Source organism: Vibrio tritonius, from assembly GCF_001547935.1.
Lineage (GTDB): Bacteria > Pseudomonadota > Gammaproteobacteria > Enterobacterales > Vibrionaceae > Vibrio > Vibrio tritonius.
In genome coordinates this window covers 1,428,379-1,452,628 of the sequence record NZ_AP014636.1, presented here as the reverse complement: position 1 = coordinate 1,452,628, position 24,250 = coordinate 1,428,379, and the positions used below count along the sequence as shown (strand labels likewise).

Sequence of the window (24,250 nt, the reverse complement as noted above, 5' to 3'; positions counted from 1 at the left end):
ATATGCAACCGCGATCACGCTTCGCAATCAAAAAAAAGGCGAGCCCCATATTGTAGGCTTGCCTTCTATTATTAGTATTAGCTGTTCAGCAGAGAGGCATTATTATTATGCCTCTCTATTGCGCGGACCAATGACGTATTTATCAGTTGATGGTAATGGTTCTCGCGTTTTCTGATTGAGCTTCCATTTTAGGGATATTCACATGTAATTCACCATTGTTGAATTCTGCAAATATCTCTTTGTCATTAATATTGTCACCCAAAGAGAAACTGCGAACCATTTTCCCGTGATAACGTTCACGGTGAATCATTTGGTCACCTTCTTTTTTCTCTTGTTCTTTTTTGGTTTGGGCTTCAATAGTCAAGGTGCCGTTGTGGCAGGTGACTGTGACGTCTTCTTTGGCGACTCCGGGTAAGTCGGCAATGATTTCAAAAGCGTTTTCTTTTTCTATTACATCAACGCGTGGAGAAAAGAATTCGGCTTCGAAACGTGGTCGAATAGACGGAAACGCATTATTAAACAAACGATTGAAGTCTGACCAAGAATCACGTGGAATCAAGCTCATAATATACCTCCTGTTTGAGAATTAGTGCTTTCTAGTCACATTGTATGGGTTGGTGTTATATCCAACCCAATTTCTATATTAGGGTTCACTTATGTCTTTTCAAGAACAGAAAATAAAAATAAATTAACCAATTGATAACTAGTTGTAATAGCGTTGAATATTGTTCGAAAAATGGTGATGGAAGTTGCATATAGTTATTTTTATAGGGTTGGATTGTTACAAATTGATTTCAGTCAAAACGGCGTGTTTTTGGTGTGCTACTCTGCGCGCAGAAAAATAATTACTAGCCCTGATAAAGGAAAATAACAAATGAAAAAAGCATTATGTGGATTAGCAGTCCTTTCTGCCCTAGCATCAACTAACGTACTTGCTCACCAACAAGGTGATTTCTTTATGCGTGCGGGTATCGCATCAGTAATCCCTCTAGACGATAGTGATGACATCACAGGTACAACAAGTAAACTTGCTGTTAACACCAATACTCAACTTGGTTTAACGTTTGATTACATGCTAACTGATCATGTTGGTCTTTCTCTTTTAGCAGCAACACCGTTTTCACACGATATTTCTACTGACCTGCTAAATCGCGATATCGCAACGACTAAACAGTTGCCACCAACATTGATGGTTGAATACTACTTCAATGAACCTGCGGCAAAATGGCAGCCATACGCGGGTGTGGGTGTGAATTACACTAACTTTTATGACGCTCATTTTAACAATAATGGTCATACAGCAGGTCTATCAGACTTGGATCTAGACGATTCTTGGGGTCTAGCAGCGAATATCGGTGTTGATTATCAAGTGAACGACACATGGTTTGTGAACGCATCACTTTGGTACGCAGACATTGATACCACTGCGCACTACAAGCTTGGTAGCACGAAAGTATCAACTGACGTAGACATCAACCCTGTTGTCTTTATGGCGTCGGTTGGTTACACCTTCTAAGTCTTATTCAACGAATATGTTGAGCAATGTCGAAGCGTGCCTTTAGGGCACGCTTTTTTGTTGTGGGTGATAAATTCCAATAAATGCCAATTTTAAGTGACGCTGTAACAAAATGTGTGGTGTAAAGTGAAATTGTGAGTTAACAAGCAGAGTTATTGATTGGTTTTGTGATTGTTCGTGTGCGTCTTTACTATTGGAAAAAATAGGAGATTCATATGGTTGAACAGGTAAAAATGGCGCCGTCAGGCCCATTGTTTTCAGAGTTAGTACAAGGATATTGGCGTTTAGATGACTGGAATATGTCGGTTCAAGAACGAACTCGTTTTTTAGAACAACATATTGATCTGGGTATTACGACAGTCGACCTGGCCGACATTTATGGGTTGTACCACTGTGAAGCCAATTTTGGTCAAGCGCTGGCGTTAAAACCAGAGCTTCGCCAGCAAATTCAGATTGTCACCAAATGCGATATTATCGTGCCATGCGATGCCTTTCCGACCAGCAAAATTAAGCATTATGATACGGGAGCGGCTCATATCACCGCTTCGGTCGAACGTTCTCTTGCTAGCCTTGGTGTAGAACAGATCGATGCGCTTTTAATCCATCGTCCAGATCTGCTTTTGGATGCTGATGAAGTGGCGCAATGTTTTGAACGCTTGCAGCAGAGTGGCAAAGTGGCTCATTTTGGTGTGTCTAATTTCACACCAAGCCAATTTGAGTTACTCCAATCACGCATGCCAAATGGTCTTATCACCAATCAAGTCGAAATTAACCCGCTTAACTTTGCTGTGGCAGACGATGGCACATTGGATCAGTTGCAGCGTTTACGCGTTCGTCCAATGGCATGGTCATGTTTGGCTGGTGGGCACCTTTTTAAAGCCACAGATAAGAGAACAGCCCGATTACTCACTGAACTTGATGCTTTGGTAGAAGAAACTGGGGCAGCTAATCGTGAACAGGTAATTTACGCTTGGGTACGTCGTTTCCCATCGAAACCTCTGCCAATTATTGGTTCAGGTAATCTTGAACGAGTGAAAAATGTGGTAGATGGGCTTTCATTAGAGCTGACTCGTGAGCAGTGGTATCGTGTTTGGCGTGCATCTACGGGGCAAGATGTGGCTTAACCAGTGCTTAGATACGCGCGAAAGATAGACAACAAAGAGTAATAAAAAAGGCGAGCTAGGCTCGCCTTTGCTTTTCTTGATAAGGTTAATTAGCCGCCAATCACAATCTGGCCTAACACATACCCCATACAGCAACCGCCAATCACGGCGATTAAACCGATGGACATGAAGGAGTGGTTAAAGTACCACTTACCAATTTTGGTGGTGCCCGTGATATCAAAGTTCACCGTAGCGATATCTGATGGGTAGTTAGGAATAAAGAAGTAACCGTACAACGCTGGCATCAAACCAACCACTAGCGCTGGTGATAAACCTAGGCCTAAACCTACCGGTAGCATCATACGAGCGACCACGGCTTGAGAGTTCACCACAACCGATACAATAAAGAGTGCCAGTGCGAAGGTCCAAGGGTAGGCGGTCACCATCTCAATAATACCTTCGCGGAAAGAAGGCATTGCGTATTGGAAATACGTATCCGACATCCAAGCGATACCGTAGATAGAAATCGCAGCCACCATCCCCGATTTAAACACAACACCGTTTGGTACGTTTTTCGGATCAGTTTTGGTAATCAGCAAAATCAAACCACCAAAACAGAGCATCATCATCTGGATGATCACCGTCATTGAAATTGGTTTGCTCGCAATATCAATGGTACGCACGCTAGGGAACATGGCGATAAAGACAATGGTTAACAGAGAAAGAATGAACAGCAATACAGCATTGCGTGCTGAAGATGGCAGTTTTTCATTCAGTGTTGTTGCGGTTGTGCTTTCAATACGAGCTTTGAATTCAGGATCTTTCAAGCGTGCTTGATATTCTGGATCGTCGTCCAACTCTTTCCCACGGCGCATGCTGTACAAAGCCATTAAGAGAACGCCAAACAGTGTCGCTGGAATCGTAACCATCAAAATGGAAAGAAGAGTAATGTTATGATTGATTTCAGAGACTTGAGCTAAATAGTAAACCACAGCCGCAGAGATTGGTGAGGCGGTGATCCCCACTTGAGAAGCAACAGAAGCCGCAGCCATAGGACGTTCTGGGCGGATGTTGTTTTTCAGAGCGACGTCACCAATGATGGGCATGATGGAGTAAACCGCATGGCCTGTACCGAGCATCATGGTCATGGCGTAGGTAACAAAGGGGGCAATTAAGGTAACGCGTTTAGGGTTTTTACGCAGTAGACGTTCTGCGATTTGTAACATGTACTTTAGACCACCAGCGGCTTCCAAAATGGATGCACAGGTGACAACAGATAAGATGATTAGCATCACCGTAATCGGTGGATTAGAAGGTGGCATCTTGAAGATAAAGACTTCAATTGCCAGACCAACACCGGACACGACACCTAGTCCGATACCACCATAACGGGAACCTGTATACAACATCAGCAAAAGGAAAAAAAATTCCAAATACAACATAAGCATTGCTCTCTAGGGTAGGAGTTAAATGAAAAATCTGAGACCATTTTGCGATGTTGATAACAAAAAATATGAAGTACTGTTCACACAAAATAATGTATAAAAAAGTATTTTCAGCGTTTATGAATGACTTCACGTTATTGTTTTGATTAGTGAATTAATTCGATCTATTTTGTTGTGAATTTGTTTATTTCTTCGTTGTTTAGGGTAAAAAATAGCCAACCTATTTGGTTGGCTATTACGTGCTTTGGTATTCCAATACTCATCTAGTTCATGAATAGAAAAACATTCATTAGTCGTAGATGGTTGGAATCGGTTGACGCTTATGCTCTGTCGCCGTAAAAATGGCCACGATTCGTGCGCTGACTTCGGCTGGTACTGGTTTACCTTCTAAGAAATCATCGATTTGGTCGTAAGTTAAGTTAAGAGCGTCTTCGTCGGCTTTTTGTGGGGCGAGTTCTTCAAGATCCGCAGTCGGTGTTTTGTGTACCAATAACTCTGGTGCACCAAGGGTTGCAGCAACTTGGCGTACTTGACGTTTGCTCAAGCCAAACAAAGGGGCAAGGTCACATGCGCCATCACCGTATTTGGTATAAAAGCCAGTGATGTTTTCTGCAGAATGGTCAGTACCTAGCACTAGGCCACCTACGTAACCTGCGATTTCATATTGTGCCACCATACGCGCTCGCGCTTTTACATTGCCTTTTACGAAATCAACTTTTGATTCATCTTTTGGTAGCAGGCCTGTATCGCCTAATGCGTCATGTGTTGCAGCATGAATGCCGTCTACACCTGCTTTCACATTTACGGAAACAGAGTGAGTTGGTTTGATAAAAGAGAGTGCCAGTTGTGCTTCATCTTCGTCTTTTTGTTCACCATAAGGTAGACGAACGGCAATAAACTGATAAGCGTCAGTTTTGTGTTCTTCATTCAGTGATTCTACTGCCAGTTGAGCTAGACGGCCGCATGTGGTTGAGTCAACACCGCCACTAATACCTAGCACCAATGATTTACAGCCTGACTCTTGTAATTTGCGTTTTATAAAGCCAATACGGCGTTCAATTTCGAATTTTGGGTCGATGCTCGCCAGTACATGCATCTGTTCGCGAATAATTTGTTCCATTACGGTTCCTTTTCCTGCAAGCAATACAAAACTATCGTAGTATCATACCTTAATCAGTAAATTAGAAAAACGAGAAGATAGATTTCTCATCGAATAGAGGAAAATATGCAGAAAATTGCTGTTTTTGGTAGCGCTTTTAACCCACCAACACTGGGGCATAAAAGTGTCATTGATTCATTAGGACACTTTGATCGCATTTTGTTGGTGCCCAGTATCTCCCATGCTTGGGGGAAAAATATGCTGGATTATCAAGAACGCTGCCAACTTCTGCAGGCTTTTATTCAAGACATTCAGTGGGGTAAGTTGGAGATCTCAAACATTGAGTCATCACTCATGCAGCCCAAAGAGGGCGTAACCACCTACGCTGTACTTGATGCATTGCAAGCCCAAAATCCAGATGCAGAGCTGACTTTTGTAATGGGTCCTGACAATCTGTTTAGTTTTGGCAAATTCTATCGTGCGCAAGAAATATTAGAACGCTGGTCTGTAATGGCATGTCCGCAGCGTTTGGCGATACGCAGCACAGATATTCGCAACAAACTGAGCCAGCATCAATCGATCACTGGGCTAACCACTCCTTCTGTGGAAGCGATGCTGCTACAGAACAAATTCTATTAAGTCGTTTTGGCCAAAATAGCACGAGGGAGAGTGCTCCCTCGTTACGAGCATAAAGGCGAACATGCCTTTGAATGGAATTACTGCAGTAAACTTGAGTAGATTTGCTGACCTTGTGTCGTTAGTGAATAGACCCGCCCCTCTTCTTTGACCACTAATCCACTATTCACTAATTGACGTAAATGAAAGTTGAACTTGGTGTGATCTTCTATCCCAACAACGCGACACAAATCCATAAATTTGAGTTTACGGTGTACTTTAAGTTGTTTGACAACGGAACGACGAATGGGGTTGGATAACGCACTGAAAATCAGGTCATGTTCACTTTCGTCAATAGCGGCTTTGGGCGCATGTTCAGCGTGAACACGTTTTAACGTAACGGACAGTGCCGCTAGATTGAAAGGCTTGGTCAAAAACTCATCGGCGCCTTTTTTCATCGCATCTACGGCAATATTCACTGTGGCGAAAGCGGTGGTAATTATAATCCCGATATTGGGCTGCAATCGACGTAAGGTCGTTAGCGCATCAATGCCGGTCATCCCACCCATGACGACATCAAAAAGAGCTAAATCAAAATGCTGATTCGCCGCGCTATCTAGTGCGTCTTCAGCATTATCACACGCGGTGACGTCAAAACCTTCTATAGTGAGTGCTTCTATCAACACTTCGCGCAATTGAGGATCGTCCTCCGCGAGGAGTAGTTGTAAATTCATTGAGTATTCCTTGGTAGTTTTACTTCGACTGTTAACCCTTGATCTTGGTTATAAAGACGAAGTTCACCGTTGTGTTGCAAAATGATTTGTTTGCACAAAGCCAATCCCATTCCCGTACCTTCCCCTTTGGTTTTCGTTGTAAAGAAGGGTTGTGTTGCTTTTTTCAGCACCTGTTCAGGCATACCGCCGCCGTGATCAGAAAAGGTGATAATGGCAAACAATTTGTCCTGATATCCACGAATATGCAGAACTTTTTCGCTGCTACTTGCATCAACAGCATTACTGATGATGTTACTAAACACCTCTTCAAGTAATCCTGCATCGCCGGAAATTTGGAGTTTGTTATCTATCGCTATATCTAGATTAAACGTTTCGAGGCGAAATTGATTTAAAGAAAGGGCTGATGCCACAATTTCATGCAACTCGAGTGGTACGCGTTTAATCTGTTTGTGATGCGCATAGTTTAAAACTTCTTGACTGATTTCGGAAGCACGAGTCAAACCGTATCGTATTCTGTCGATCTGTTTTTTGCATTTATCGTCGTGCGAAAGCTGCATTTCAAGCAAATCACAACTCATCATAGCACTGCTTATCGGCGTTTTTATTTCGTGGGCGACGGCCGAAGTTAACTCACCTAATTCGATTAATTTCGCTTCTTGTTGAGAGAGTTGAATTGTCGATTGCAATTGATTGTCGCGTTCTTCATCAAACACGCGCAGCGCATACCATAGCGCAAGCAGCATGCCATAGGCGCACAGCAGACGTAAGGTTTGGAACCAAATACTCATGCCAGAATCGATAAAGCCAACACTGAAACCGTAACTAATGAGTGAGATACCCAACCATTGGAACGGTTGAGCACTACCAAAGCCCTCACCCTCAATGCGTTTTGCGTAGGTGTAAACAGTTGCTCCGGCTAACACACTCGACCCCATGCCAAAGATCCAGCGAATTTGATTCAGGGTTTGATTGATAAAGGCTGCATAGTCCATCTGCGTATAGCGATATAACAAGCCTAAAGAGAAGGTGGCTAAGACGATGATCATGGTTAGACGGATGAAGACGATTCGTTTCCAATTGGTGTGATCCATCATCCTCCAGGCAAAAGTGCCTAAGGTAAGAAACGATCCCCATACTTTTAGCGCACGAAATGTGTCAACCCCTTTGGATGATACGAGTTCATGCTCATAAAGTACGAGGTAGAAATCAGACCAAACATGAAATCCCTGAAGTAAACCGAAAACGGCAAACATAGGCAGGTAACGCGCGATGGTGATGCGGCTATTTTTTAAGTTGCGAAAAAAGATTGCAAAAAAGATAGCGAAAAACGCCAAGCCAAAAATGAGGTAAAACTTGAATAGTATCAGCATGTCCATGGCGCGAGTTTAATCGAGCCGTTGCTCACTATCAATGGGTGCTAATAAACAAATTCAGTAAGTTAGATTTCACCCTGCGGTTAAATCACGCTATGTCAGGGTAACTTTTTGTTTAGTAGACGATTAGCTCGTCGATTTCCGCCAGTTTGGCAATAACACCGTCAATGAAAAAACACAAATTTTCTCGGTCACACTCAAACATGTCACCACCTAGATTTTTTAAGTAGAGGCGGCGAAAAACGGATTCTTCGTCATCAAAACCGATCACAGAGTGTTCGTTGTCTTGCCAAGTGGAGGATGTAATAACTAAAGAGTAGCCATTACCGAGATGGATTTCTAAACCTGCATATTTGTTGAATTTGTCTTCTGCGGGCAGTAGACGAAAGGAGGAGTGACTAAAAAAACGGCATGTATCATTACCAATGTGTTTCAAAATAGAATCAATGGTACCGATAGTAAATTTAGTATGAATATTCATAAGATACCCAAGTGTTGTTGCAGGACTTAGAAATACGATGGGTTAGCGTAATGTTTTCTAACCTTTTGTTGAGCATAGGTGCACTCATATGCATTTACTTGGTCAATCCCAAGGAATGCGATGCTACATACAGTTTTAGTGAAACTTGATGCAAATATCACGTTTTTGGGACTTGTTTACTCCTCTCTAATGACTTTCTCCTCTATTTATTGTGAGCTAACCGCAATTAAATTCGCATAAAAGAGAGGAACGGCTTGTCTATATCCGACGGATGACTGTAACACAAGCACAATATCGATAAGCATCACTCTTTCAACTGCTCGTTTTTAGAGCAGTTCTCTCTTTTATTAGTACGCAAATTTCGTTAGTTTATGGGCACTCAATGAGGAATACAGAGCAAGAATGGAATTTAACAAACATGACATCTAAAAAAATAACAACCGCAATTCGTCGTACTTTTATTGGTGCTGCGCTTATCGCCTCTGCTGCAACTAGCGTTTCAGCCTCTGCGGAATCAAATACTGTTGATCAAATCCTTAAGTCAGGTGAACTAAGATTGTGCTTCGAAGCAGGGTATATCCCCTTTGAAATGACCGCTAAAAATGGGCAATACGTTGGTTTTGATATCGATGTTGCAAAGCACTTAGCTCGTTCATTAGGCGTTAAATTTGTTCCAGTGAATACGGCATGGGATGGGATTGTGCCTGCGTTGAAAACCAATAAATGTGACTTTATTGCTGGCATGACAGTGACACCAGAGCGTAACTTAAGCGTATTGTTTGCCGACGACTATTTGAAAATGGGGCAAACTATTCTTATCTCGCCAAAACTTAAAGATAAAATCCACTCTTACCGAGATTTGAACAATAAGAACTACACAGTAGCCACTCAAATGGGAACCAGCAGTGCAATTGGTGCAGAAAAGTACCTATTTAATGCTCGTGTCGACCTTTACGACACTTCGGCTGATGCGGTTCTTCAGGTGATGAATGGTAAAGCGGACGCGTTTGTGTACGACTTACCTTATAACGCGATGTACGCTGCGCAACATAAAGACCAAGTGATTCACCTTGATAAGCCATTCACTTTTGAACCGATGGGCTGGGCAATTCGCCGTGGCGATCATGACTTTTTGAATCTGCTTAACAACTATATGAAACAGATTCGTGGTGATGGTACTTACGACCGTATTTATGCAAAATGGTTTAAATCAGATAAATGGCTTTCTAAAGTCCAGTAATCTACCTAAATGACCTTATAACAAAGCCGGACCGTGTCCGGCTTTATTGTAGGTTAGTCTTTTCGAATTACACGTTTAACCCTGATTTTACCTTATTCATAACGGCTAATGAGTACCGCGGCATTTACACCACCGAAGCCAAATCCATTACACAATGCGTGAGATACTGGCTGATGGCGAGCTTGTAATGGTACTAAATCTAAGTCTTGCATCGATTCATCTACATGTTCAAGGTTTTGCGTCGCAGGTATCACGCCATGAATAACCGCCATGGCAGTGAAGATACTTTCCACACCACCAGCCGCACCGAGTAAATGACCCGTTGCGGATTTGGTCGCAGAAATAGGAACCTTGGGTAAATGCGCGCCAAACACATTGCGTAGGCTGGCGATTTCCGCGTTGTCACCCACTGGGGTTGAAGTGGCATGAGCATTCACGTAATCGATATCTTCAATAGTCAAATCTGCGGAGCGAAGTGCACGGCGAATAGCATGTGCAGCACCTGAACCATCTTCAGGTCCAGCGGTAATATGATGTGCATCGCTACTGGTGCCATAGCCACTGATGATGGCTAACGGTTTTGCACCGCGTTTAAGTGCATGTTCGAGAGTTTCAATCACTAATACACCAGAGCCTTCCCCCATGACAAAACCGTTGCGGTCTTGATCAAATGGACGAGAAGCGGTTTGAGGTTCTGTGTTGGTTGATAACGCTTTTAACGCGTTAAAACTGGCTAGTGATAAAGGGTCGATACAGGCTTCAGCACCTCCGACGACGGCCACTTCTGCTTCGCCATTGCGAATCATGCGCATGCCATCACCAATCGCTTGAACACCGGCTGCGCAGGCGGTCACCGGGCAACCAATGGGGCCTTTAAACCCGTATTTAATGGAGATGTTTCCTGCCGCCAAATTGGCTAGAAAGGCGGGAACCGTAAAAGGAGACAATTTTTTGTAGCCACGGGATTTCATGGTTTCTTGCGCTTGGGTGATCGTGCGAAAACCACCAATCCCCGAACCGATAATTGTTGCGGTTGCTTCTTGGTCTGCAACATCTTGCGGAAACCAATTAGCTTGAGTTAGCGCTTGTTGTGCAGCCGCAAGCGCAAACATGGTGAAACGGTCTAATTTCTTCTGTTCTTTTTTTTCAATATAGTTATCAACGTCAAATCCACCGATGGAGTCTTGATCTATGGTGGGTACTTGTCCTGCGACGGTGACTGGAAGGTCTTCAGTGGGGAAATGATTGATACTAACAATGCCTGATTTTGAAGCGATAAGTCGTTCCCAAACGACATCAAGCTGACAGCCAAGTGGACTAATGATGCCCATGCCTGTTATTACGATTGGTGAGTTCATTATGCTCTCCGTATTGAACATGTTATTGTTAGTTCGAAACGTATCATTCGCCATAATATGATCAAGATAATATATTAGGCTCAAATGACCTTATGATGCAGAATTCGGTTTCTTGTTAACGAGTTCAGGTTAAGTCCAATAACGGAAGAAAGGGGATTTTAATTCAACGTTATTGGTATGTAATGGAGGAAACTATGCCATACGACAAAAGCCACAAGGAAAAGTCTCGTAATAAGATAGTGCAATCGGCCAAAGACTTATTTTCCCGTTATGGATTTAAGAAAATATCGATTGGTGAAGTAATGAAGCAGGCGAGTTTAACTCATGGTGCATTTTATGCGCACTTTAAATCAAAAGAAGCACTTTATGAGGCTTGTTTTTCTGAATTACTTGCAGACAGTCGTCAAGCTAGATTGGTCAAAAGCCCACTAAGCATAAATAAGCTAAAGGCCCTTGTGACCAATTATTGGGGGCTTAATCAGTCGACGACAGAAAGGTTGGGACCGGAAGTTGTGCTATTTAACGAATCGGGTACGGATAACGAACAAGTGCGAATTTTATTTCAGCGTTCCTATGAGAATGTAAAAATGATGCTAGAAAAACGCATTTGGGCGCTCGGCCGAATTCGTAAAGTTGAATTAACGCCCGATACCGTAAGTGACAAAGCACGGGCCATTATGGCAGCACTTGTCGGTGCGGTGACCATTGCTAAAATGATCACCGATGAACAAGAGCAGCAGCGTCTATTAGAAAACGCTCAATCGGAAATATTGACCATGCTTTAGCACGGAGCTGCTTTTTCGTTTTTGCAGGTTATTTACTTGATGAGGCAGCGGAACGAACGGGCTTACGATTGGCGAACCAGCGAGAGCCAAATACGTTAAAGATCAATCCGATAGCAATAATAATAACGCCAATCACTTGATGTAGTGATAAGTGCTCATCAAGTAGGATCATCGCACTTAACAAACCGAACACGGGCACCAGCAAAGAGAGCGGTGCAACCAAAGAGGTTTCATAACGGCTAAGTAGGTAACTCCACCCACCATAGCCGACAATAGTGGCAAGGTAGGATAGGTAGGCTAGGGCCAAAATATTGTGCCATTTTATCTGTACTAATGATTGCACAATCAAGTCGCTGCCTTCAAAGACCATTGAGGAAATAGCAAAAGCACAAGTAGGCACAAGTGCGCTCCAAACCACAAGTGACATGGTAGGCACAGTGTGTTTAGCCATAATCACTTTATTGGTGATATTACCAAATGCCCAAGCGCTGGCAGCACCAATGACCAGCACTAATGTAAACCAAGAAAGGCTTGCTGCGGTTTGTGTCTGAGCGGTTGCTAACATATAGATCCCAAGTGCTGCAATGGCGATGGAGATTAAATTATGAACTTTGATCTTTTCTTTAAGCAGCAAGGCACCAAGAAATACGGTAATAAATGCTTGTACTTGCAATATTAATGATGCTAAACCAGCAGCCATTCCGAGTTTTAATGCCCAGAATAGCAAGGCAAATTGCCCAAAGTTGATGGTGAGCCCGTAAAGAAGTAGCCATTTAAAAGGTAATTTAGGGCGTTTAATAAATAAGATGGCCGGAAAAGCAACAAAAGCAAAGCGTAATCCGGCGAGAAGGAGCGGTGGCATTCCTTGCAACCCAACTTTGATCACCACAAAGTTGACTCCCCAGACGATGACAATGGCCAAAGCCAATAGTTTATCGCGAAAAGACATACTGAATCCTTAGTATACCCATCTAACGAACTGCTTTCTTACCCGAACAAAGGGCTAGGATCGAAGATAAGATGGGTGGAATTTGAGCAAAAGAGGGATTCAGATTGCCTTAAAACAAAGAGGCTGACAAGCAGTAAAGCGATTTATAAGTACCAACAGCTAAATACGCGAAAATAGAGAAAAAGCAAAAATTAGAGCCCTAAACAGTAAAACGCCCAACTTATCAAGAGTGTTGAGCGTATCTTGGTATTCTAGATTAACAATGAACAATACCACTACCTAATTGGAGAATAATTAGTATGCAGTAGTGTTCAATCTAGAGGTCGTTTTTTTGCGATGATGTAATGGTAATAGCTCTCATAAGAGAACTCACCAGTTTGAGGGCTTTGAACACATTGTACATCCATAAAGCCATTACTTTCTAACAGCCTCGTTGCTTTTTCTAAATCATAACAAGTGAAGTGTGATTCATAGAGTTTCATCATGCCATTATCATCAACTACCATGCTACGGTTGACTAGACAGTCTCGTTCTTTTGAAAAGAAACGCTTTGTAACTCTCACATGTGAACTTTTAGAAAAACAAGATGGTGTTTCTCGGCCAGAAACATTGATAGACTCAGATACCAGAGAATTAAAAAAATGAGGATGCATGACCTCAAGAACAAGATAACCATCACCTTTTATATGTTTAGAAGTCGAAGAAATAAAAGAATCAGCATCTTCAATTTCATTCAGTAATCCGAACAAAACCAATGCTGCATCATATTTTTTTTGGGATATCAATTCTTGGATCTTACAACAATGAAATTGACTATCTCTGATATTATTTTTAGCAAATTCGATTACCGAAGGTGACATGTCAACACCGTCACACGAGTATCCAGAGTAATTAAAATCGTCACAATAGAAACCTGGGCCACAGCCAATGTCGAGCAAATTACGTCCGATGTTTAGTTCGCTAAAAACTTTACTAATGAACTCGACTTCTCTTTTAATAAAAGATCTAGCTCTAGATGCACCAAAACTATTTTGATCTAGATGCTCAATAAGCATTAATTTGCTAAATTCTTCATCATCGTATTTAAACAATAGAGAATCATCAATTTCTTCACTAAAAAGTTTACTTATTATTTTTTTCATAACCAAAATGAGGCGGCACTAGCCACCTCCACTCCTAATATCTATACAATAGATTAGATTACATTGCGAATTACGTTGTTCATGATTTTACCCTTTTATTTCATTGATTTAGCTAACTTGTGTTAGCACAAAAAAGGTTACTCATGAATATCAACACGGTCAATAATGTTATCTAACACGGACGCTTATTGTCCTGGTGTGGGACGCAAGTAGTCCATCAAGATATACATTTAATTTTCACTCCAAATTGTATTACTATCGTTGAAATATATTATTAGACCGATATCCCATACTTAATGAATAATAAGTTTTATTATCTTTCCTTTGCCTATTTACTATCCTCAACTGCCTTATCGAGTTTTCTGTTAGTACAACAGCATATAACTATTAATATTTTATCTAGCCCAGAACTAGTTGGGATCCTGCTGGCGGTGAATTTTCTACCAAAAGTTATATTCATTCCGATTGGTGGTTATATAGCTGATAGGTATAGTAAACGTGCTTTACTATCTGGGACTACTTTTGCTAGGGTGATTTTACTCTTAGGAGCAAGTTATTTTTCATATATTGATAGTTTAACTATTAATCAACTGTATATAATCTCATTTATCTTTGGAATACTTGATGCTGTTTTTATCCCAACAGCAAACTCGTGCTTACCTTATTTTGTTAATCACGAAAGCTTGCATAAAGCCAATTCTATTTTTTCAGCATGTAATCAACTAGGAGTGATCATTGGTCCATTACTTATATCAATTCTAATTGATAAATATTCTTTAACTTATGCTCTCATTGCTACTGTTATTATTTTGATTATTTGTTCTTTTACCTCTTTACTGTTACTGATTGATTCGGTACCCAGTAATAAAATTGTTGAGAATCCAGTAAAAGGTATTTTATCTGGATTTTCTTTAATAAATAAATTAAACCTTGTTCAAGATTTAGGTTTTTTAGCGGCTACGAGTTTCTTTTTTACTGGGGTCCTTATTGTTTTAACTCCCCTTTTAGCTGCAATTAACTTCGGTAGTAGTGCTAAATATATAGGTTCTCTGAATGCTATTTATGGTGTAGGTGTTATTGCTTTCTCATTATTTACTCAGTTGGTAAAGATTTCATCAAAAGTTAGTTTATTTACTGCAGCAATTATGTTGTCTATTTTAATAATAATCTTATCTAGAACTACAAGTTATATTTTTTCTTCGATGATTTATTTCTTGTTTGGATTTATTGTTTCTTGGATTAATGTGTCAATTTTAACGAACTTACAACAAAGATCCCCGAAAGAGCAAATAGGTAAAACCATTGCTTTGGCAGTTTTTGCAAGCCAAGTTTGTCTACCATTTTCTTTTGGGTTGATTAGTTTATTGATAGAGATGAATTTTACTGCTCCAGATATAACTTTCAGTTATGGTATAGGATTTGTGTTAGTTAGCATGGGCATTGCCTACATTAGACATTCATTCAATATTAAGGCTTTGAGAGAATGATCTGTTAATCAATTAGATATAGAATAGTGCGACCTCTTCTTTCGATGGATAGTCAGTCTAGATTCAAGTAGGAACCAGCACGCCAAATAGCGATTTAACTAGATGGTGAAAGTAAATGAAAGCATACTGTATGAGCATTGATATGAAACATGATATATATCCATTTGTAGCGGATGAAATCAAACGGCTATTGAAAACAAAATCCATTAGCTACAAGCACCTTAGCGATTACTTAGGTGTTTCAGAGAAGACAATCACCCGCTCATTGAATAATCATCAAGAATTAAGCCTTGAGCGCCTGTCATCTATTTGTAGTTTACTAAATATACAGCTATCAGATCTTCTTTCTACTGCCGAAAAGAATATGGCAAAGATACATTATTATAATGAAAAACAAGATATAGCTATGTCTGAAAACCCTGAAATGTATCATTTGCTGCATGGCGTGTTTGCTGAACAAAATATCGAACGCTTGGCAGAAATGCGTGGAAAAACAGTAGCGGAGATGTATCTCGCCCTTAGGGATTTGGAAAAACTAGACCTTATTAGTATCGGTACCAACAATACTTGTACATTACGTGTACCTAAATACACTGTATTTCGCCATAATTCGCGTTACGCAAAAAAATTAAACATGCAACCATGAGTGGGCTACTCGAGTCTTGTTGTCAGCCAGTAACAGGAGAGAGGGCTACGTTGAAATTTATTAGCGTTGAGCTAACTGAAGATGAATATTCTACATTTCAACAGGACATTGGTGATTATTTATTACGTCTTATAAGAGACCAACATAAAAAAATCGACGAGCCTCGGTCGAGTTACACAATCGGTATTATGGCTAATCCTGGTAAATACTATCCAGAAGGTTATGGGATATAGCCACCTTCATTAAGATGAACTGATGTGTTGAGGTTTATAGCCAATACGTAAGCCTCCCCAGTGGTCACCATTCACATAAATGGGTACAGACAAGTCGTGCATCACTTCTCCTGTATCGCGTTTATAAGTCTGCAAAAGCATGATATGGGTGTGGCTGCCGCAGCGTTGTCCTACTCGGTCGCCAAAAATACGTTTGGTTCTATTGCCTACCATGTCTAATTCAGGATTACCCGTTAGAGGCTGGCAAAACTGATTATTGTGCGTTGGTACATATCCCTTGTCGTCAGTGGCAATTGCATAGATGATGTCATTATGCTGCTTCAATATCGGTTCTTGTAATGTGGGTAAAACGGAATCGCAATATGGATCAAATTGGGTGTGATATTTGATTGGGTTAGTGTCCGCTATACGTTCGTGTTTGCGGTCAAACAGGGCGGAGCGGGTAATTTTCCCTGCCTGGATATCTTGTTCAAACTGTTGTCCAATTTGTTTGGCAAGTTGTGAAGCCCACTGATAAAACGGCCAATGAACGCTTTGATGGTAATGCTCAACGAGTACCGCGTTGCTGTGTTCTGCCATTAACATCAAATGTTCAGCTTCTTTTTGCAGTGTTTCCAACTGTGAGTCAGTTAAGGCCAGTTCCGATTTCACCTCGTTAATGGAATTTGCGATGGTGTGCAAGCCGTCTTGATTGCTCTCAACCCCTTGGCTAATCGATGACACCTGATGTTCGACTTGCTGAGATTGATGAGTAATGTTTTTAAGTTGAGTCGCTACCGCTTCAATGTTTTCGGTACCTTTGGCTACTTTGCTTGATAACGCCTCAATATTTTTGGTGACCTCGCCAGTTTCGGTGAGAATTTGTCCAACGATTTGACTCACTTCCCCGGTGCTCTGCGAAGTACGTTCGGCGAGCGCGCGTACTTCATCCGCGACCACTGCAAATCCTCGCCCTAAATCTCCCGCTCGAGCTGCTTCAATAGCGGCATTGAGTGCTAGCAGGTTTGTTTGCGATGCGATGTCTTCAATCACTTGAGCAACGTTTTTGATGCGATCTATCGTAAGCGCACCACAAACCCCACATTCTAAACAGGCTTTGCCCACTCTATGATCACATCTCCAATCCAAAGGAGATGTGACATGAATAAACGACGCACCGACCAAGAATGGCTTTCGCTGATTGAGCAATGCCAAGCCAGTTCGCTCACACAACAAGCTTTTTGCCAAAAACACGACATTAGCGTATCGACGTTTTACGCTAAGCGGCAGCAGTTGAGTGTTAACCCATCCCCAACTCAGAGTGGCTTCGTTAAGGCCGAAATTATTGAAAAAACCACCTGTCGCAAGGTGACCCAGACGTGGGTAGCCAACATGACTTTGATGGTAAATAACGTCGAATTGAGTATTCCTCAAGGCACGCCACCACACTATCTTGCAGAGTTGATTGGAGCCTTGTCATGAAACGCATGATGACCGCGCCAGTGGTGTATTTATACCGTGAGTTTGTCGATTTCAGAAAATCTATCAATGGTCTGGCGCTGTTGATTGAATCTGAAACCGACCTCGAATTGGGCTCAGGGGCTTTGTTCCTCTTCACCAATAAACAACGCGATAAAATCAAAGTTCTGTATTGGGACCAAACGGGTTATGCGCTCTGGTATAAACGCCTCGAAAAAGCCAAGTTTAAGTGGCCAACACAAGAGAAAAACACGGTGTTTACCTTAACGCAATTTGACCTCGACAGGCTGCTTTCTGGCTTCACAATAATCGGCCATAAACCGGTAAAAATCGACAGTTTTACAATGGGTTAATGGCAAAAAAAGTCAGATAAACCAAGCCTTTTTTATCGGTATAAAGTACAATAACCACCATGAAAAAGACGACCCCCGACATCAATCCAGACAGCCAAAACATCGCGGAACTTCAAGCGATGGTGAAGGCGTTGATGTCTGAGCAAGCCGCTTGGCAGCAAAAAGAATCGCAGTGGCAACAAGAGCGCCAATCCTTAATTGAGCAGTTCAAACTGGCACTTGACCGTCAGTTCGCCAAACGCTCTGAAGCGTTAAAACCGTATAACGAAGCTCAGGGCGACTTCTTTAATGAAGTGGAATGCGAAGCGGAGAACGTCGAGGAAGAAGTGGTGACCACGACGACCACAACAAAGCGCCGTGGTAAACGCAAGTCATTACCGAAAGACTTACCTCGCGAAACCGTGGTGCTTGACCTGGATGAGCACGATAAAAATTGTCCTTGCTGCCAGCATTCTCTGCATCAAATCGGGGAAGACCGTAGCGAGAAACTGGAGTTCACGCCTGCAGTCCTCAAAGTTATCGAATACGTTCGTCCTAAATACGCGTGCCGTCATTGTGAGCAACACAGTGAGACTAACCCAGTTCACCAACAGCCAGCACCCGAGAGCATTATCCCGAAAAGCTTCGCCACAGAAAGCTTGCTGGCCAATATCATCTTGGGTAAATACCAGTACGCATTGCCGCTTTATCGACAAGAAACCTTGTTCACGCAATCGGGTATCGATTTATCAAGAACCACTATGGCTCGCTGGGTTATCCAAGTCAGTGAGAAGTTCCAACCCTTGTACCAAGCCTTAAAAACGCACTTACTTGAGCAAGTGGTGGTTCATGCCGATGAAACCCCGTTGAATGTTCTTCAAGAAGAGAAGCGCAGTTACATGTGGCTTTACTGCTCAGGAGCTGACTCTCCGCAAGCTGGTTTACCGGATATGAAAAACATCGTCTTGTACGACTATCAAAACAGTCGCGCGAGAGCGTGCCCAATGGACTTCTTGGGAGATTACTCGGGTTACCTGCAAACTGATGGTTATGCGGCGTACGATGGTCTCACTCAAGTGACGAATGTTGGTTGCTTCGCTCATGCTCGCCGTAAGTTCATGGAGGCAAAAAAGATTCAGGGAAAAGGCAAGACTGGGAAAGTGGATATCGCGCTAGCAAAAATCCAAAAACTCTATGCGCTTGAAGCTCGCTTAAAACAGTCGTCAGCTGAAGAGCGTTGGTCAGAAAGACAAACACACGCCAAACCAATATTGGACGACCTGTATCAATGGCTCACGACACAGAAAGTGTTCGAATCCAGCCCACTGGGTAAAGCGATTAAATACACCTTGGGTCAATGGCCAAAGTTGGTGCGTTATGTGGATGATGGGCACTTATCCATCGACAACAATCGAGCAGAACGTGCGATAAAATCAATGGTCATTGGCCGAAAAAATTCTTATGACCTTTTTCAAGTTTTTCGACAAAACCTCTCTCTCCTCTGTGAGACGAGGCATATTCTCAGAGTTGGAATTGCCTGAAAGTGAATCAACAAATACTTGGGTTATACATACTCTTATTCGGGGATCTTTAGCCCCAACATGGTTTTCGTAATGAGCTTGCCTCTTTCTGGCTGCTAGTATCTAACCTAATGGTCGACTTAAATTCTTGACGAGGATTACTCACCTTGAGCTTCTTCACTTCCAAGCAAATTTTAAACTCTCTGATTTTGAGTAGTTACCGCGATATCCCACATGAATCCAAGTAACTCTCTAGCAACAGCCGTAATAGCCACCTGCGATTTTTTGCCTTTTGCTACCAAGCTTCTATAACGGAAACATAAACGTTGTTGTGCTTTCCAAGAAATATCCTTAGCTTCTTGGCAGACGCTATCTGGGCGGTAGGTGACTAACCAGTTACCTACTTTTGCATTGGTTCTATAGCTCCATGCTGCTTCATATAACAAGCGCCTAAGTTCTACGTTGCCAGCCTTAGTTATTCCGGCTTTTCTGACGGTAGCTCCACTTGAATACTCACCAGGAATCAACCCCAGAAACGCCATGATTTGCTTGGGATTACTAAATCGAGAGAAATCTCCCAGTTCAGCAACAACTGAAATTGCAATAGTCCGACCGACGCCTTTCAAAGCTTGTAATTGGTTAACAAGATTATTAAGCGACCAATCTGGAAGTAATCGATCAATCTCTTGGTCAAGCTGTGTGATTCTATTTTCTATTTGTTCAAGGCTTTGTCGATAGTGCTCGTACGCAATTTGTTGGGATGGAAGCGGGAATGACTGATTTGCCAGCCATACTCGGTGGCGAACAGTCCACATCTTTTTCTCGTATATTTTTCCTGCTCTCAGAAGAATACTCTGAATTCGTTGCTTGGCTACTTTGGTATCCTTTTTTGCACAACTTCTCGCCCTAACAAGATCGCGCATTGCTTCATGCGTAATATCGGGAACCCAAATATCCACCAACTCTCCTGCTCTCAACAGCCTTGCTAATGCAACCGCATCTCGGTGATCATTTTTTATCTTGTTGGTTGATAGCTTGGGAATTCTAGAAGGAGCGACAACGATGCAATCGATATTCATACTTAACAATAATCGATATAGACCGTAGCCAGTTGGCCCTGCTTCATAGCAAACAAGAATCGGTTCGTGGAGTTTTATGAGCTTCTTCATCAAACGAATGACAGAATCTTTAGCTGACGATATATTGCCATAAAAACGTACTTCACCCTGTCTCTCGGGGCTTGCTATTGCAACAGCAATTGTATCTTTGTGAACATCCAGCCCAATATAAGCAGAATAGTTAACTGGTTTCATATTGACGACCTCCAAAAACGCACCATAGGTGAGTCTTAGTATATAAGGTCATACCATCTGGCTCTTCGCCAACACATCAAAAGGTGCTGATGCTAGCGCATTACTCTATAGCATCATCGAGACGGCTAAAGCCAATGGGCTCATTCTCTACGATTACATGGTCAAGTGCATGAAAGAGCTGGCGAAAGCAGAGCCCGACATTGACTCACTTCTTCCGTGGAACTTCTCACATTAAAACGCCCCGTGTGTTCATGGGGCGCTTACGATCTATCTGCGCGTCTAAGTTATTTATTTGCGCTACGGAAGTGGTTGTTAGAGTTGATATGTCGCGCATGTCTTGCACTGCTGATTCCAGTTCGGCCATACCAAGCGTACTGATTTTTTGCATCTCTTGGGCGGAGTTCAGAGCTGTGATTGCTGATTCGGATGTAATGCCTAACGTCGAGGTAATATTGTTGGAAGAGTGCGAGATGTTCTCAATCGCAGTTAATTGATTTGCTGCTTTTATTTTTAGCTGGTCAACAGAAAATGAGGTTTCAGCTGCACTTACGGCGTTGCGGCTCATCTCTTCTGCGATTAAAGGGGCGATAATGCTATCGGGGTTCACCGCTTCTGCGGTATTGATTTGCTCCCCCTTTCTTAGGGTGAGTGGGCTTACTATGAGTGTTAACGCCACTAATGCGGCATGTTGCCAGCCAAAGAGCGTTAGTGCAAATCCAGTTGCAATCAGCCACAGAACAATAAAAGCACCCCAAGTGCGAATAAACATAAGCGACTACTCTCGTCCATTTGTTATCTTAATGTTAAATGTAGTCAAATGAAAAAGGTGATGAATGATCTTAGCTACCTTTTGACTAAAGTAGCATGGTAAGGCGCAACATATTGCCAACAACATAATAAACAACAAAGGAGGCTTACGCCTCCTTTATTAGTCATCTTTAAACATTAATCGTTGATACGGTTAACCGATCATGCGTTGGTCGGCAACCATGTCGTTAAGCACCACGGTTTGCGCACGTTTAAAGAAGTTAAAGTCAGTTGCGGTTGCACTGGTGTAGGCACCCATAACTCGAGTGACGATTAGGTCGCCGTTTTCAAGTTTTGGTAGCATGATATGCTCTGCAACGACGTCAATACTGTCGCAAGTTGGTCCTGCTAATACGCTAGGGAAGCGTTCACCTTGTTTAATCGCCATGATTGGGTAATCACCATGGTCGAACATCAAACCGCTAAATGAGCCATAAACACCATCGTCAAGGTAGTACCAAGTTTCACCGTCACGTTCTGCTTGCCCCATCACTGATGCAACACTCATTACTGCCGGAGCAACGATAAAACGTCCAGGTTCAGCAAGTACTTGAATCGTTTCAGGCAACGTTGCGAGAGCGGCATTAATTGGGCGGCAAAATTCCTTAATAGGAGTCACTTTGCTGCAGTAACTTACTGGGAAACCACCACCGATATCTAATGTACTCAATGCAGGTAAACCGAGTTCAATCGCTTCTTCCATCACTGCACGACAAGCATGAATCGCTTCTACGTACTTATTAGGGTTGGTTGTTTGTGAGCCTACGTGAAATGACAGGCCTTTGATACGAATCCCTAGTTCTTGCGCACGGGTCATCATTTTGATGGCACTTTCAGAAGAACAACCAAATTTTTTCGATAGATCAGCAAAGGCTTCTGCATTGCGAAAGCTTAAGCGGATCAGCACTTCTGCTTCATCGCGATATGCAATGAATTTTTCTAGTTCATTCATGTTATCGACAACAAAAACTTGGCAGCCGTACGCAAGTGCATCACGGATATCAATGTCACGTTTAATTGGGTGAGTATGGATAGTGTTTTCTGCCGGAACGCCTTGGCTGGCAACCAAATCCACTTCACCTGATGTGGCTAAATCAAAGCTTGCACCTTCATCTAGCAGAGCACGAACGACTGCTGGGTGTGGCAGTGGTTTAAGCGCGAAATGCAAAGTGACATCTGGGAGTGCTGCTTTCAGCGCGCGGTATTGAGAGCGAACAGTATCACAATCTAACAGTAATAAAGGTGCGCCATATTGAGCAACTGAAGTTTCGATTAGGTGAGTTTCTTCTGCAGAAAGAGCAGAGAATGAGGAAAAATCCAATACCGAATGAGCCATGGCGGCCTCCTATACAAATAGCGTGCTTTCCCACTGCGATTGTGGGTGTGGAAAAGCGGAGCGAAAATAAAAGCGTTGTATAAACAAACGCCGTCAAAGTCACTCTTGGATAGTTGCTCTATCGCCTTGCCACAAAACAGCTTGTGATGTACTCGGATTGGCTATCATCAAGAAGCAGCGTGATATTAGGACCAGAAGAAAAAATGCGCAATAAAAAATCTATCCCTTTTATATGATTGTTTGATGCACTTCAAAATTATCTTGACTAAATATCGCATTTGTAACTATAAATGTTTGAAATTAAATGGTTTATATATTTTGCTAATTTGCAGATGTTTTTTATAAAAATGACCTCAAGATGCAAACTTCAGAGCTTCATCAACGAGCACAGGTCAAGCTTAATGATGGAAGGATTGGTCATTCCCTTTCAACGTCATTGGGCGCAGAAATCGGCTTGTTGATGAGCTCCCAAAGGGCGAGTTGTATTCGCTGAAACCGTATCTTGAGGTTACTTGGGTATAAAGGGGGGTGGTAATTTATTGCGTTGAAATGACAGTAAATTGTGCGGGTTTTGACGTCAATTATTCGATAGTTCATACACTGACAGCCTAAATGAGTGGTAGAAGCGCTGTGCTTCGAATACCGTTAGGAACAAGAATGACGAATCAAAAAAGGTTTAACCCGATAAAAACGATATGTTGCGCTTTACTGTTCATTGCCCCCCTGAGCGCGAATAGTCTATCTTGGCAACAGTACCTAGAGCAGCAAAAAGATGAAGCGAAAATTAATCTTGAAATGAAGATTGAGCAATGCAATAAAAACCGTGGATATCTCAACAAGATTGAAGATGATTGGTTCATTTCGCTGACAAAAGAGCAGAAATACGCTGCGGCATCGTATTTGGAATATATGGCGACTAGCACCTGTTATGGTGAAGAGCTAAAAGAGTACAATTCAGCGTTAGTTGCTTATTCTGCTTATGACAAAACAGGCACAGAACTGAAGCAGTGGATTGATTTTATTCGCTTTAAGCCCCAGCAAAAGCTTGGCAAAGCCTTAGATACACTGGATACAAGGCCGTTAACAAAATGGTTTAGTAAACAGCCGATCGTGCTGCCGTTCGATAAGCAAGAATTTCTCAAACAATACGCAGAATTCCAGTGATAGGGGCAATGTCATCATCGCTTGTTTTTTCTTTCCCTGTAAGGTCTGTTTTTAACTGACCATGTTTTTTTATAAACAGTGGGAAAAGATCAATAAAGTCCCATTTTTGCTCAA

General features: G+C 42.2%; 23 protein-coding genes and 3 pseudogenes. 13 read left to right on the top strand and 13 right to left on the bottom strand.

Annotated features, from left to right (window positions below):
* Nucleotides 1-142: 142 nt before the first annotated feature.
* Complete coding sequence (locus tag JCM16456_RS21785) at nt 143-565, bottom strand: Hsp20/alpha crystallin family protein (protein WP_068718431.1); 423 nt, start codon at nt 563-565, stop codon at nt 143-145.
* 309 nt (nt 566-874) lie between these two features.
* On the opposite strand from JCM16456_RS21785, the gene ompW reads away from it, so the two are divergent.
* Both ompW and JCM16456_RS21775 read left to right on the top strand, forming a co-directional pair.
* The gene (gene ompW, locus JCM16456_RS21780) at nt 875-1,516 is read left to right on the top strand and encodes an outer membrane protein OmpW (RefSeq protein ID WP_068718429.1); all 642 of its coding nucleotides are present in this window, start codon (nt 875-877) and stop codon (nt 1,514-1,516) included.
* A 215-nt stretch (nt 1,517-1,731) separates the two neighbouring features.
* Nucleotides 1,732-2,640, top strand: a complete 909-nt coding sequence (locus tag JCM16456_RS21775; protein ID WP_068718427.1) for an aldo/keto reductase — start codon at nt 1,732-1,734, stop codon at nt 2,638-2,640.
* Between the two features lie 89 nt (nt 2,641-2,729).
* Here JCM16456_RS21775 and JCM16456_RS21770 read toward each other — a convergent pair whose 3' ends face one another.
* Entirely contained in the window at nt 2,730-4,061 is a 1,332-nt protein-coding gene (locus tag JCM16456_RS21770) for an anaerobic C4-dicarboxylate transporter (protein ID WP_068718425.1), read from the bottom strand.
* A gap of 292 nt (nt 4,062-4,353) precedes the next feature.
* Entirely contained in the window at nt 4,354-5,184 is an 831-nt protein-coding gene (gene nadE / locus JCM16456_RS21765; RefSeq protein WP_068718423.1) for an ammonia-dependent NAD(+) synthetase, read from the bottom strand.
* 105 nt (nt 5,185-5,289) lie between these two features.
* Between nadE and JCM16456_RS21760 the strand changes: the two genes are divergently transcribed.
* Nucleotides 5,290-5,802 (top strand): nicotinate-nicotinamide nucleotide adenylyltransferase, encoded by a 513-nt coding sequence (locus JCM16456_RS21760; RefSeq protein WP_068718421.1) that lies wholly within the window; start codon nt 5,290-5,292, stop codon nt 5,800-5,802.
* A 77-nt stretch (nt 5,803-5,879) separates the two neighbouring features.
* On the opposite strand, the gene JCM16456_RS21755 is transcribed toward JCM16456_RS21760, so the two are convergent.
* The 3 genes from JCM16456_RS21755 to JCM16456_RS21745 form a co-directional block, all read right to left on the bottom strand.
* Entirely contained in the window at nt 5,880-6,512 is a 633-nt protein-coding gene (locus tag JCM16456_RS21755; protein ID WP_068718419.1) for a response regulator, read from the bottom strand.
* Nucleotides 6,509-7,882, bottom strand: coding sequence for a sensor histidine kinase (locus JCM16456_RS21750; RefSeq protein ID WP_231894461.1), 1,374 nt, complete (start codon nt 7,880-7,882; stop codon nt 6,509-6,511). The genes JCM16456_RS21755 and JCM16456_RS21750 overlap by 4 nt, the downstream gene beginning before the upstream one ends.
* A 118-nt stretch (nt 7,883-8,000) precedes the next feature.
* Nucleotides 8,001-8,366: a hypothetical protein gene (locus JCM16456_RS21745; protein ID WP_068718415.1), complete on the bottom strand. Its 366-nt coding sequence runs from the start codon at nt 8,364-8,366 to the stop codon at nt 8,001-8,003.
* 418 nt (nt 8,367-8,784) lie between these two features.
* Between JCM16456_RS21745 and JCM16456_RS21740 the strand changes: the two genes are divergently transcribed.
* A complete protein-coding gene (locus JCM16456_RS21740) occupies nt 8,785-9,606 on the top strand; it encodes a transporter substrate-binding domain-containing protein (protein ID WP_068718413.1) in 822 nt (273 codons plus the stop codon).
* A gap of 92 nt (nt 9,607-9,698) precedes the next feature.
* Here JCM16456_RS21740 and fabF read toward each other — a convergent pair whose 3' ends face one another.
* Complete coding sequence (gene fabF / locus JCM16456_RS21735; RefSeq protein WP_068718411.1) at nt 9,699-10,964, bottom strand: beta-ketoacyl-ACP synthase II; 1,266 nt, start codon at nt 10,962-10,964, stop codon at nt 9,699-9,701.
* A 194-nt stretch (nt 10,965-11,158) separates the two neighbouring features.
* On the opposite strand from fabF, the gene JCM16456_RS21730 reads away from it, so the two are divergent.
* Nucleotides 11,159-11,749, top strand: coding sequence for a TetR/AcrR family transcriptional regulator (locus JCM16456_RS21730; RefSeq protein WP_068718409.1), 591 nt, complete (start codon nt 11,159-11,161; stop codon nt 11,747-11,749).
* A 28-nt stretch (nt 11,750-11,777) separates the two neighbouring features.
* Here JCM16456_RS21730 and JCM16456_RS21725 read toward each other — a convergent pair whose 3' ends face one another.
* Nucleotides 11,778-12,698 carry an EamA family transporter gene (locus JCM16456_RS21725; RefSeq protein ID WP_068718407.1) on the bottom strand — a complete coding sequence of 307 codons (921 nt, stop codon included), beginning with the start codon at nt 12,696-12,698 and terminating at the stop codon, nt 11,778-11,780.
* Between the two features lie 311 nt (nt 12,699-13,009).
* Nucleotides 13,010-13,840, bottom strand: coding sequence for a class I SAM-dependent methyltransferase (locus JCM16456_RS21720; protein WP_068718405.1), 831 nt, complete (start codon nt 13,838-13,840; stop codon nt 13,010-13,012).
* A 296-nt stretch (nt 13,841-14,136) separates the two neighbouring features.
* On the opposite strand from JCM16456_RS21720, the gene JCM16456_RS21715 reads away from it, so the two are divergent.
* Both JCM16456_RS21715 and JCM16456_RS21710 read left to right on the top strand, forming a co-directional pair.
* Entirely contained in the window at nt 14,137-15,327 is a 1,191-nt protein-coding gene (locus JCM16456_RS21715; RefSeq protein ID WP_068718402.1) for an MFS transporter, read from the top strand.
* A gap of 130 nt (nt 15,328-15,457) precedes the next feature.
* Nucleotides 15,458-15,973, top strand: coding sequence for a helix-turn-helix domain-containing protein (locus tag JCM16456_RS21710; protein ID WP_162266559.1), 516 nt, complete (start codon nt 15,458-15,460; stop codon nt 15,971-15,973).
* Between the two features lie 242 nt (nt 15,974-16,215).
* Here the strand turns inward: JCM16456_RS21710 and JCM16456_RS21700 are convergent.
* A pseudogene (locus JCM16456_RS21700) lies at nt 16,216-17,238 on the bottom strand (methyl-accepting chemotaxis protein); the annotation flags it as partial.
* A 108-nt stretch (nt 17,239-17,346) separates the two neighbouring features.
* Here JCM16456_RS21700 and tnpA point away from each other — a divergent pair.
* The 3 genes and pseudogenes from tnpA to tnpC all read left to right on the top strand — a co-directional run.
* The gene (tnpA, locus tag JCM16456_RS21695) at nt 17,347-17,667 is read left to right on the top strand and encodes an IS66 family insertion sequence element accessory protein TnpA (RefSeq protein ID WP_068713891.1); all 321 of its coding nucleotides are present in this window, start codon (nt 17,347-17,349) and stop codon (nt 17,665-17,667) included.
* Nucleotides 17,664-18,017 carry an IS66 family insertion sequence element accessory protein TnpB gene (gene tnpB / locus JCM16456_RS21690; RefSeq protein ID WP_068713892.1) on the top strand — a complete coding sequence of 118 codons (354 nt, stop codon included), beginning with the start codon at nt 17,664-17,666 and terminating at the stop codon, nt 18,015-18,017. The genes tnpA and tnpB overlap by 4 nt, the downstream gene beginning before the upstream one ends.
* 59 nt (nt 18,018-18,076) lie before the next feature.
* Nucleotides 18,077-19,453 (top strand): annotated as a pseudogene (tnpC, locus tag JCM16456_RS21685) (IS66 family transposase); the annotation flags it as partial.
* Nucleotides 19,454-19,710: 257 nt separating this feature from the next.
* Here tnpC and JCM16456_RS21680 read toward each other — a convergent pair.
* Nucleotides 19,711-20,829: an IS110 family RNA-guided transposase gene (locus JCM16456_RS21680; RefSeq protein WP_068712904.1), complete on the bottom strand. Its 1,119-nt coding sequence runs from the start codon at nt 20,827-20,829 to the stop codon at nt 19,711-19,713.
* A 46-nt stretch (nt 20,830-20,875) separates the two neighbouring features.
* On the opposite strand from JCM16456_RS21680, the pseudogene JCM16456_RS23465 reads away from it, so the two are divergent.
* Nucleotides 20,876-21,064 (top strand): annotated as a pseudogene (locus JCM16456_RS23465) (transposase domain-containing protein); the annotation flags it as partial.
* Here JCM16456_RS23465 and JCM16456_RS21675 read toward each other — a convergent pair.
* A complete protein-coding gene (locus JCM16456_RS21675; RefSeq protein ID WP_068718394.1) occupies nt 21,056-21,598 on the bottom strand; it encodes a hypothetical protein in 543 nt (180 codons plus the stop codon). The pseudogene JCM16456_RS23465 and the gene JCM16456_RS21675 sit on opposite strands and share 9 nt — an antisense overlap.
* Nucleotides 21,599-21,790: 192 nt before the next feature.
* Nucleotides 21,791-22,972 (bottom strand): type III PLP-dependent enzyme, encoded by a 1,182-nt coding sequence (locus JCM16456_RS21670; RefSeq protein ID WP_068718392.1) that lies wholly within the window; start codon nt 22,970-22,972, stop codon nt 21,791-21,793.
* A 358-nt stretch (nt 22,973-23,330) separates the two neighbouring features.
* Between JCM16456_RS21670 and JCM16456_RS24385 the strand changes: the two genes are divergently transcribed.
* Both JCM16456_RS24385 and JCM16456_RS21665 read left to right on the top strand, forming a co-directional pair.
* Entirely contained in the window at nt 23,331-23,465 is a 135-nt protein-coding gene (locus JCM16456_RS24385) for a hypothetical protein (RefSeq protein ID WP_269450977.1), read from the top strand.
* Between the two features lie 164 nt (nt 23,466-23,629).
* Nucleotides 23,630-24,136, top strand: a complete 507-nt coding sequence (locus JCM16456_RS21665) for a hypothetical protein (RefSeq protein WP_068718390.1) — start codon at nt 23,630-23,632, stop codon at nt 24,134-24,136.
* The last annotated feature ends 114 nt before the right edge of the window (nt 24,137-24,250 follow it).

What these genes read in the sequence shown, in the direction of transcription:
- JCM16456_RS21785 (WP_068718431.1), bottom strand. Translation starts at nt 565, where the DNA reads ATGAGCTTGATTCCACGTGATTCTTGGTCAGACTTCAATCGTTTGTTT.
- ompW (WP_068718429.1), top strand. Translation starts at nt 875, where the DNA reads ATGAAAAAAGCATTATGTGGATTAGCAGTCCTTTCTGCCCTAGCATCA.
- JCM16456_RS21775 (WP_068718427.1), top strand. Translation starts at nt 1,732, where the DNA reads ATGGTTGAACAGGTAAAAATGGCGCCGTCAGGCCCATTGTTTTCAGAG.
- JCM16456_RS21770 (WP_068718425.1), bottom strand. Translation starts at nt 4,061, where the DNA reads ATGTTGTATTTGGAATTTTTTTTCCTTTTGCTGATGTTGTATACAGGT.
- nadE (WP_068718423.1), bottom strand. Translation starts at nt 5,184, where the DNA reads ATGGAACAAATTATTCGCGAACAGATGCATGTACTGGCGAGCATCGAC.
- JCM16456_RS21760 (WP_068718421.1), top strand. Translation starts at nt 5,290, where the DNA reads ATGCAGAAAATTGCTGTTTTTGGTAGCGCTTTTAACCCACCAACACTG.
- JCM16456_RS21755 (WP_068718419.1), bottom strand. Translation starts at nt 6,512, where the DNA reads ATGAATTTACAACTACTCCTCGCGGAGGACGATCCTCAATTGCGCGAA.
- JCM16456_RS21750 (WP_231894461.1), bottom strand. Translation starts at nt 7,882, where the DNA reads ATGCTGATACTATTCAAGTTTTACCTCATTTTTGGCTTGGCGTTTTTC.
- JCM16456_RS21745 (WP_068718415.1), bottom strand. Translation starts at nt 8,366, where the DNA reads ATGAATATTCATACTAAATTTACTATCGGTACCATTGATTCTATTTTG.
- JCM16456_RS21740 (WP_068718413.1), top strand. Translation starts at nt 8,785, where the DNA reads ATGACATCTAAAAAAATAACAACCGCAATTCGTCGTACTTTTATTGGT.
- fabF (WP_068718411.1), bottom strand. Translation starts at nt 10,964, where the DNA reads ATGAACTCACCAATCGTAATAACAGGCATGGGCATCATTAGTCCACTT.
- JCM16456_RS21730 (WP_068718409.1), top strand. Translation starts at nt 11,159, where the DNA reads ATGCCATACGACAAAAGCCACAAGGAAAAGTCTCGTAATAAGATAGTG.
- JCM16456_RS21725 (WP_068718407.1), bottom strand. Translation starts at nt 12,698, where the DNA reads ATGTCTTTTCGCGATAAACTATTGGCTTTGGCCATTGTCATCGTCTGG.
- JCM16456_RS21720 (WP_068718405.1), bottom strand. Translation starts at nt 13,840, where the DNA reads ATGAAAAAAATAATAAGTAAACTTTTTAGTGAAGAAATTGATGATTCT.
- JCM16456_RS21715 (WP_068718402.1), top strand. Translation starts at nt 14,137, where the DNA reads ATGAATAATAAGTTTTATTATCTTTCCTTTGCCTATTTACTATCCTCA.
- JCM16456_RS21710 (WP_162266559.1), top strand. Translation starts at nt 15,458, where the DNA reads ATGAGCATTGATATGAAACATGATATATATCCATTTGTAGCGGATGAA.
- tnpA (WP_068713891.1), top strand. Translation starts at nt 17,347, where the DNA reads ATGAATAAACGACGCACCGACCAAGAATGGCTTTCGCTGATTGAGCAA.
- tnpB (WP_068713892.1), top strand. Translation starts at nt 17,664, where the DNA reads ATGAAACGCATGATGACCGCGCCAGTGGTGTATTTATACCGTGAGTTT.
- JCM16456_RS21680 (WP_068712904.1), bottom strand. Translation starts at nt 20,829, where the DNA reads ATGAAACCAGTTAACTATTCTGCTTATATTGGGCTGGATGTTCACAAA.
- JCM16456_RS21675 (WP_068718394.1), bottom strand. Translation starts at nt 21,598, where the DNA reads ATGTTTATTCGCACTTGGGGTGCTTTTATTGTTCTGTGGCTGATTGCA.
- JCM16456_RS21670 (WP_068718392.1), bottom strand. Translation starts at nt 22,972, where the DNA reads ATGGCTCATTCGGTATTGGATTTTTCCTCATTCTCTGCTCTTTCTGCA.
- JCM16456_RS24385 (WP_269450977.1), top strand. Translation starts at nt 23,331, where the DNA reads ATGCAAACTTCAGAGCTTCATCAACGAGCACAGGTCAAGCTTAATGAT.
- JCM16456_RS21665 (WP_068718390.1), top strand. Translation starts at nt 23,630, where the DNA reads ATGACGAATCAAAAAAGGTTTAACCCGATAAAAACGATATGTTGCGCT.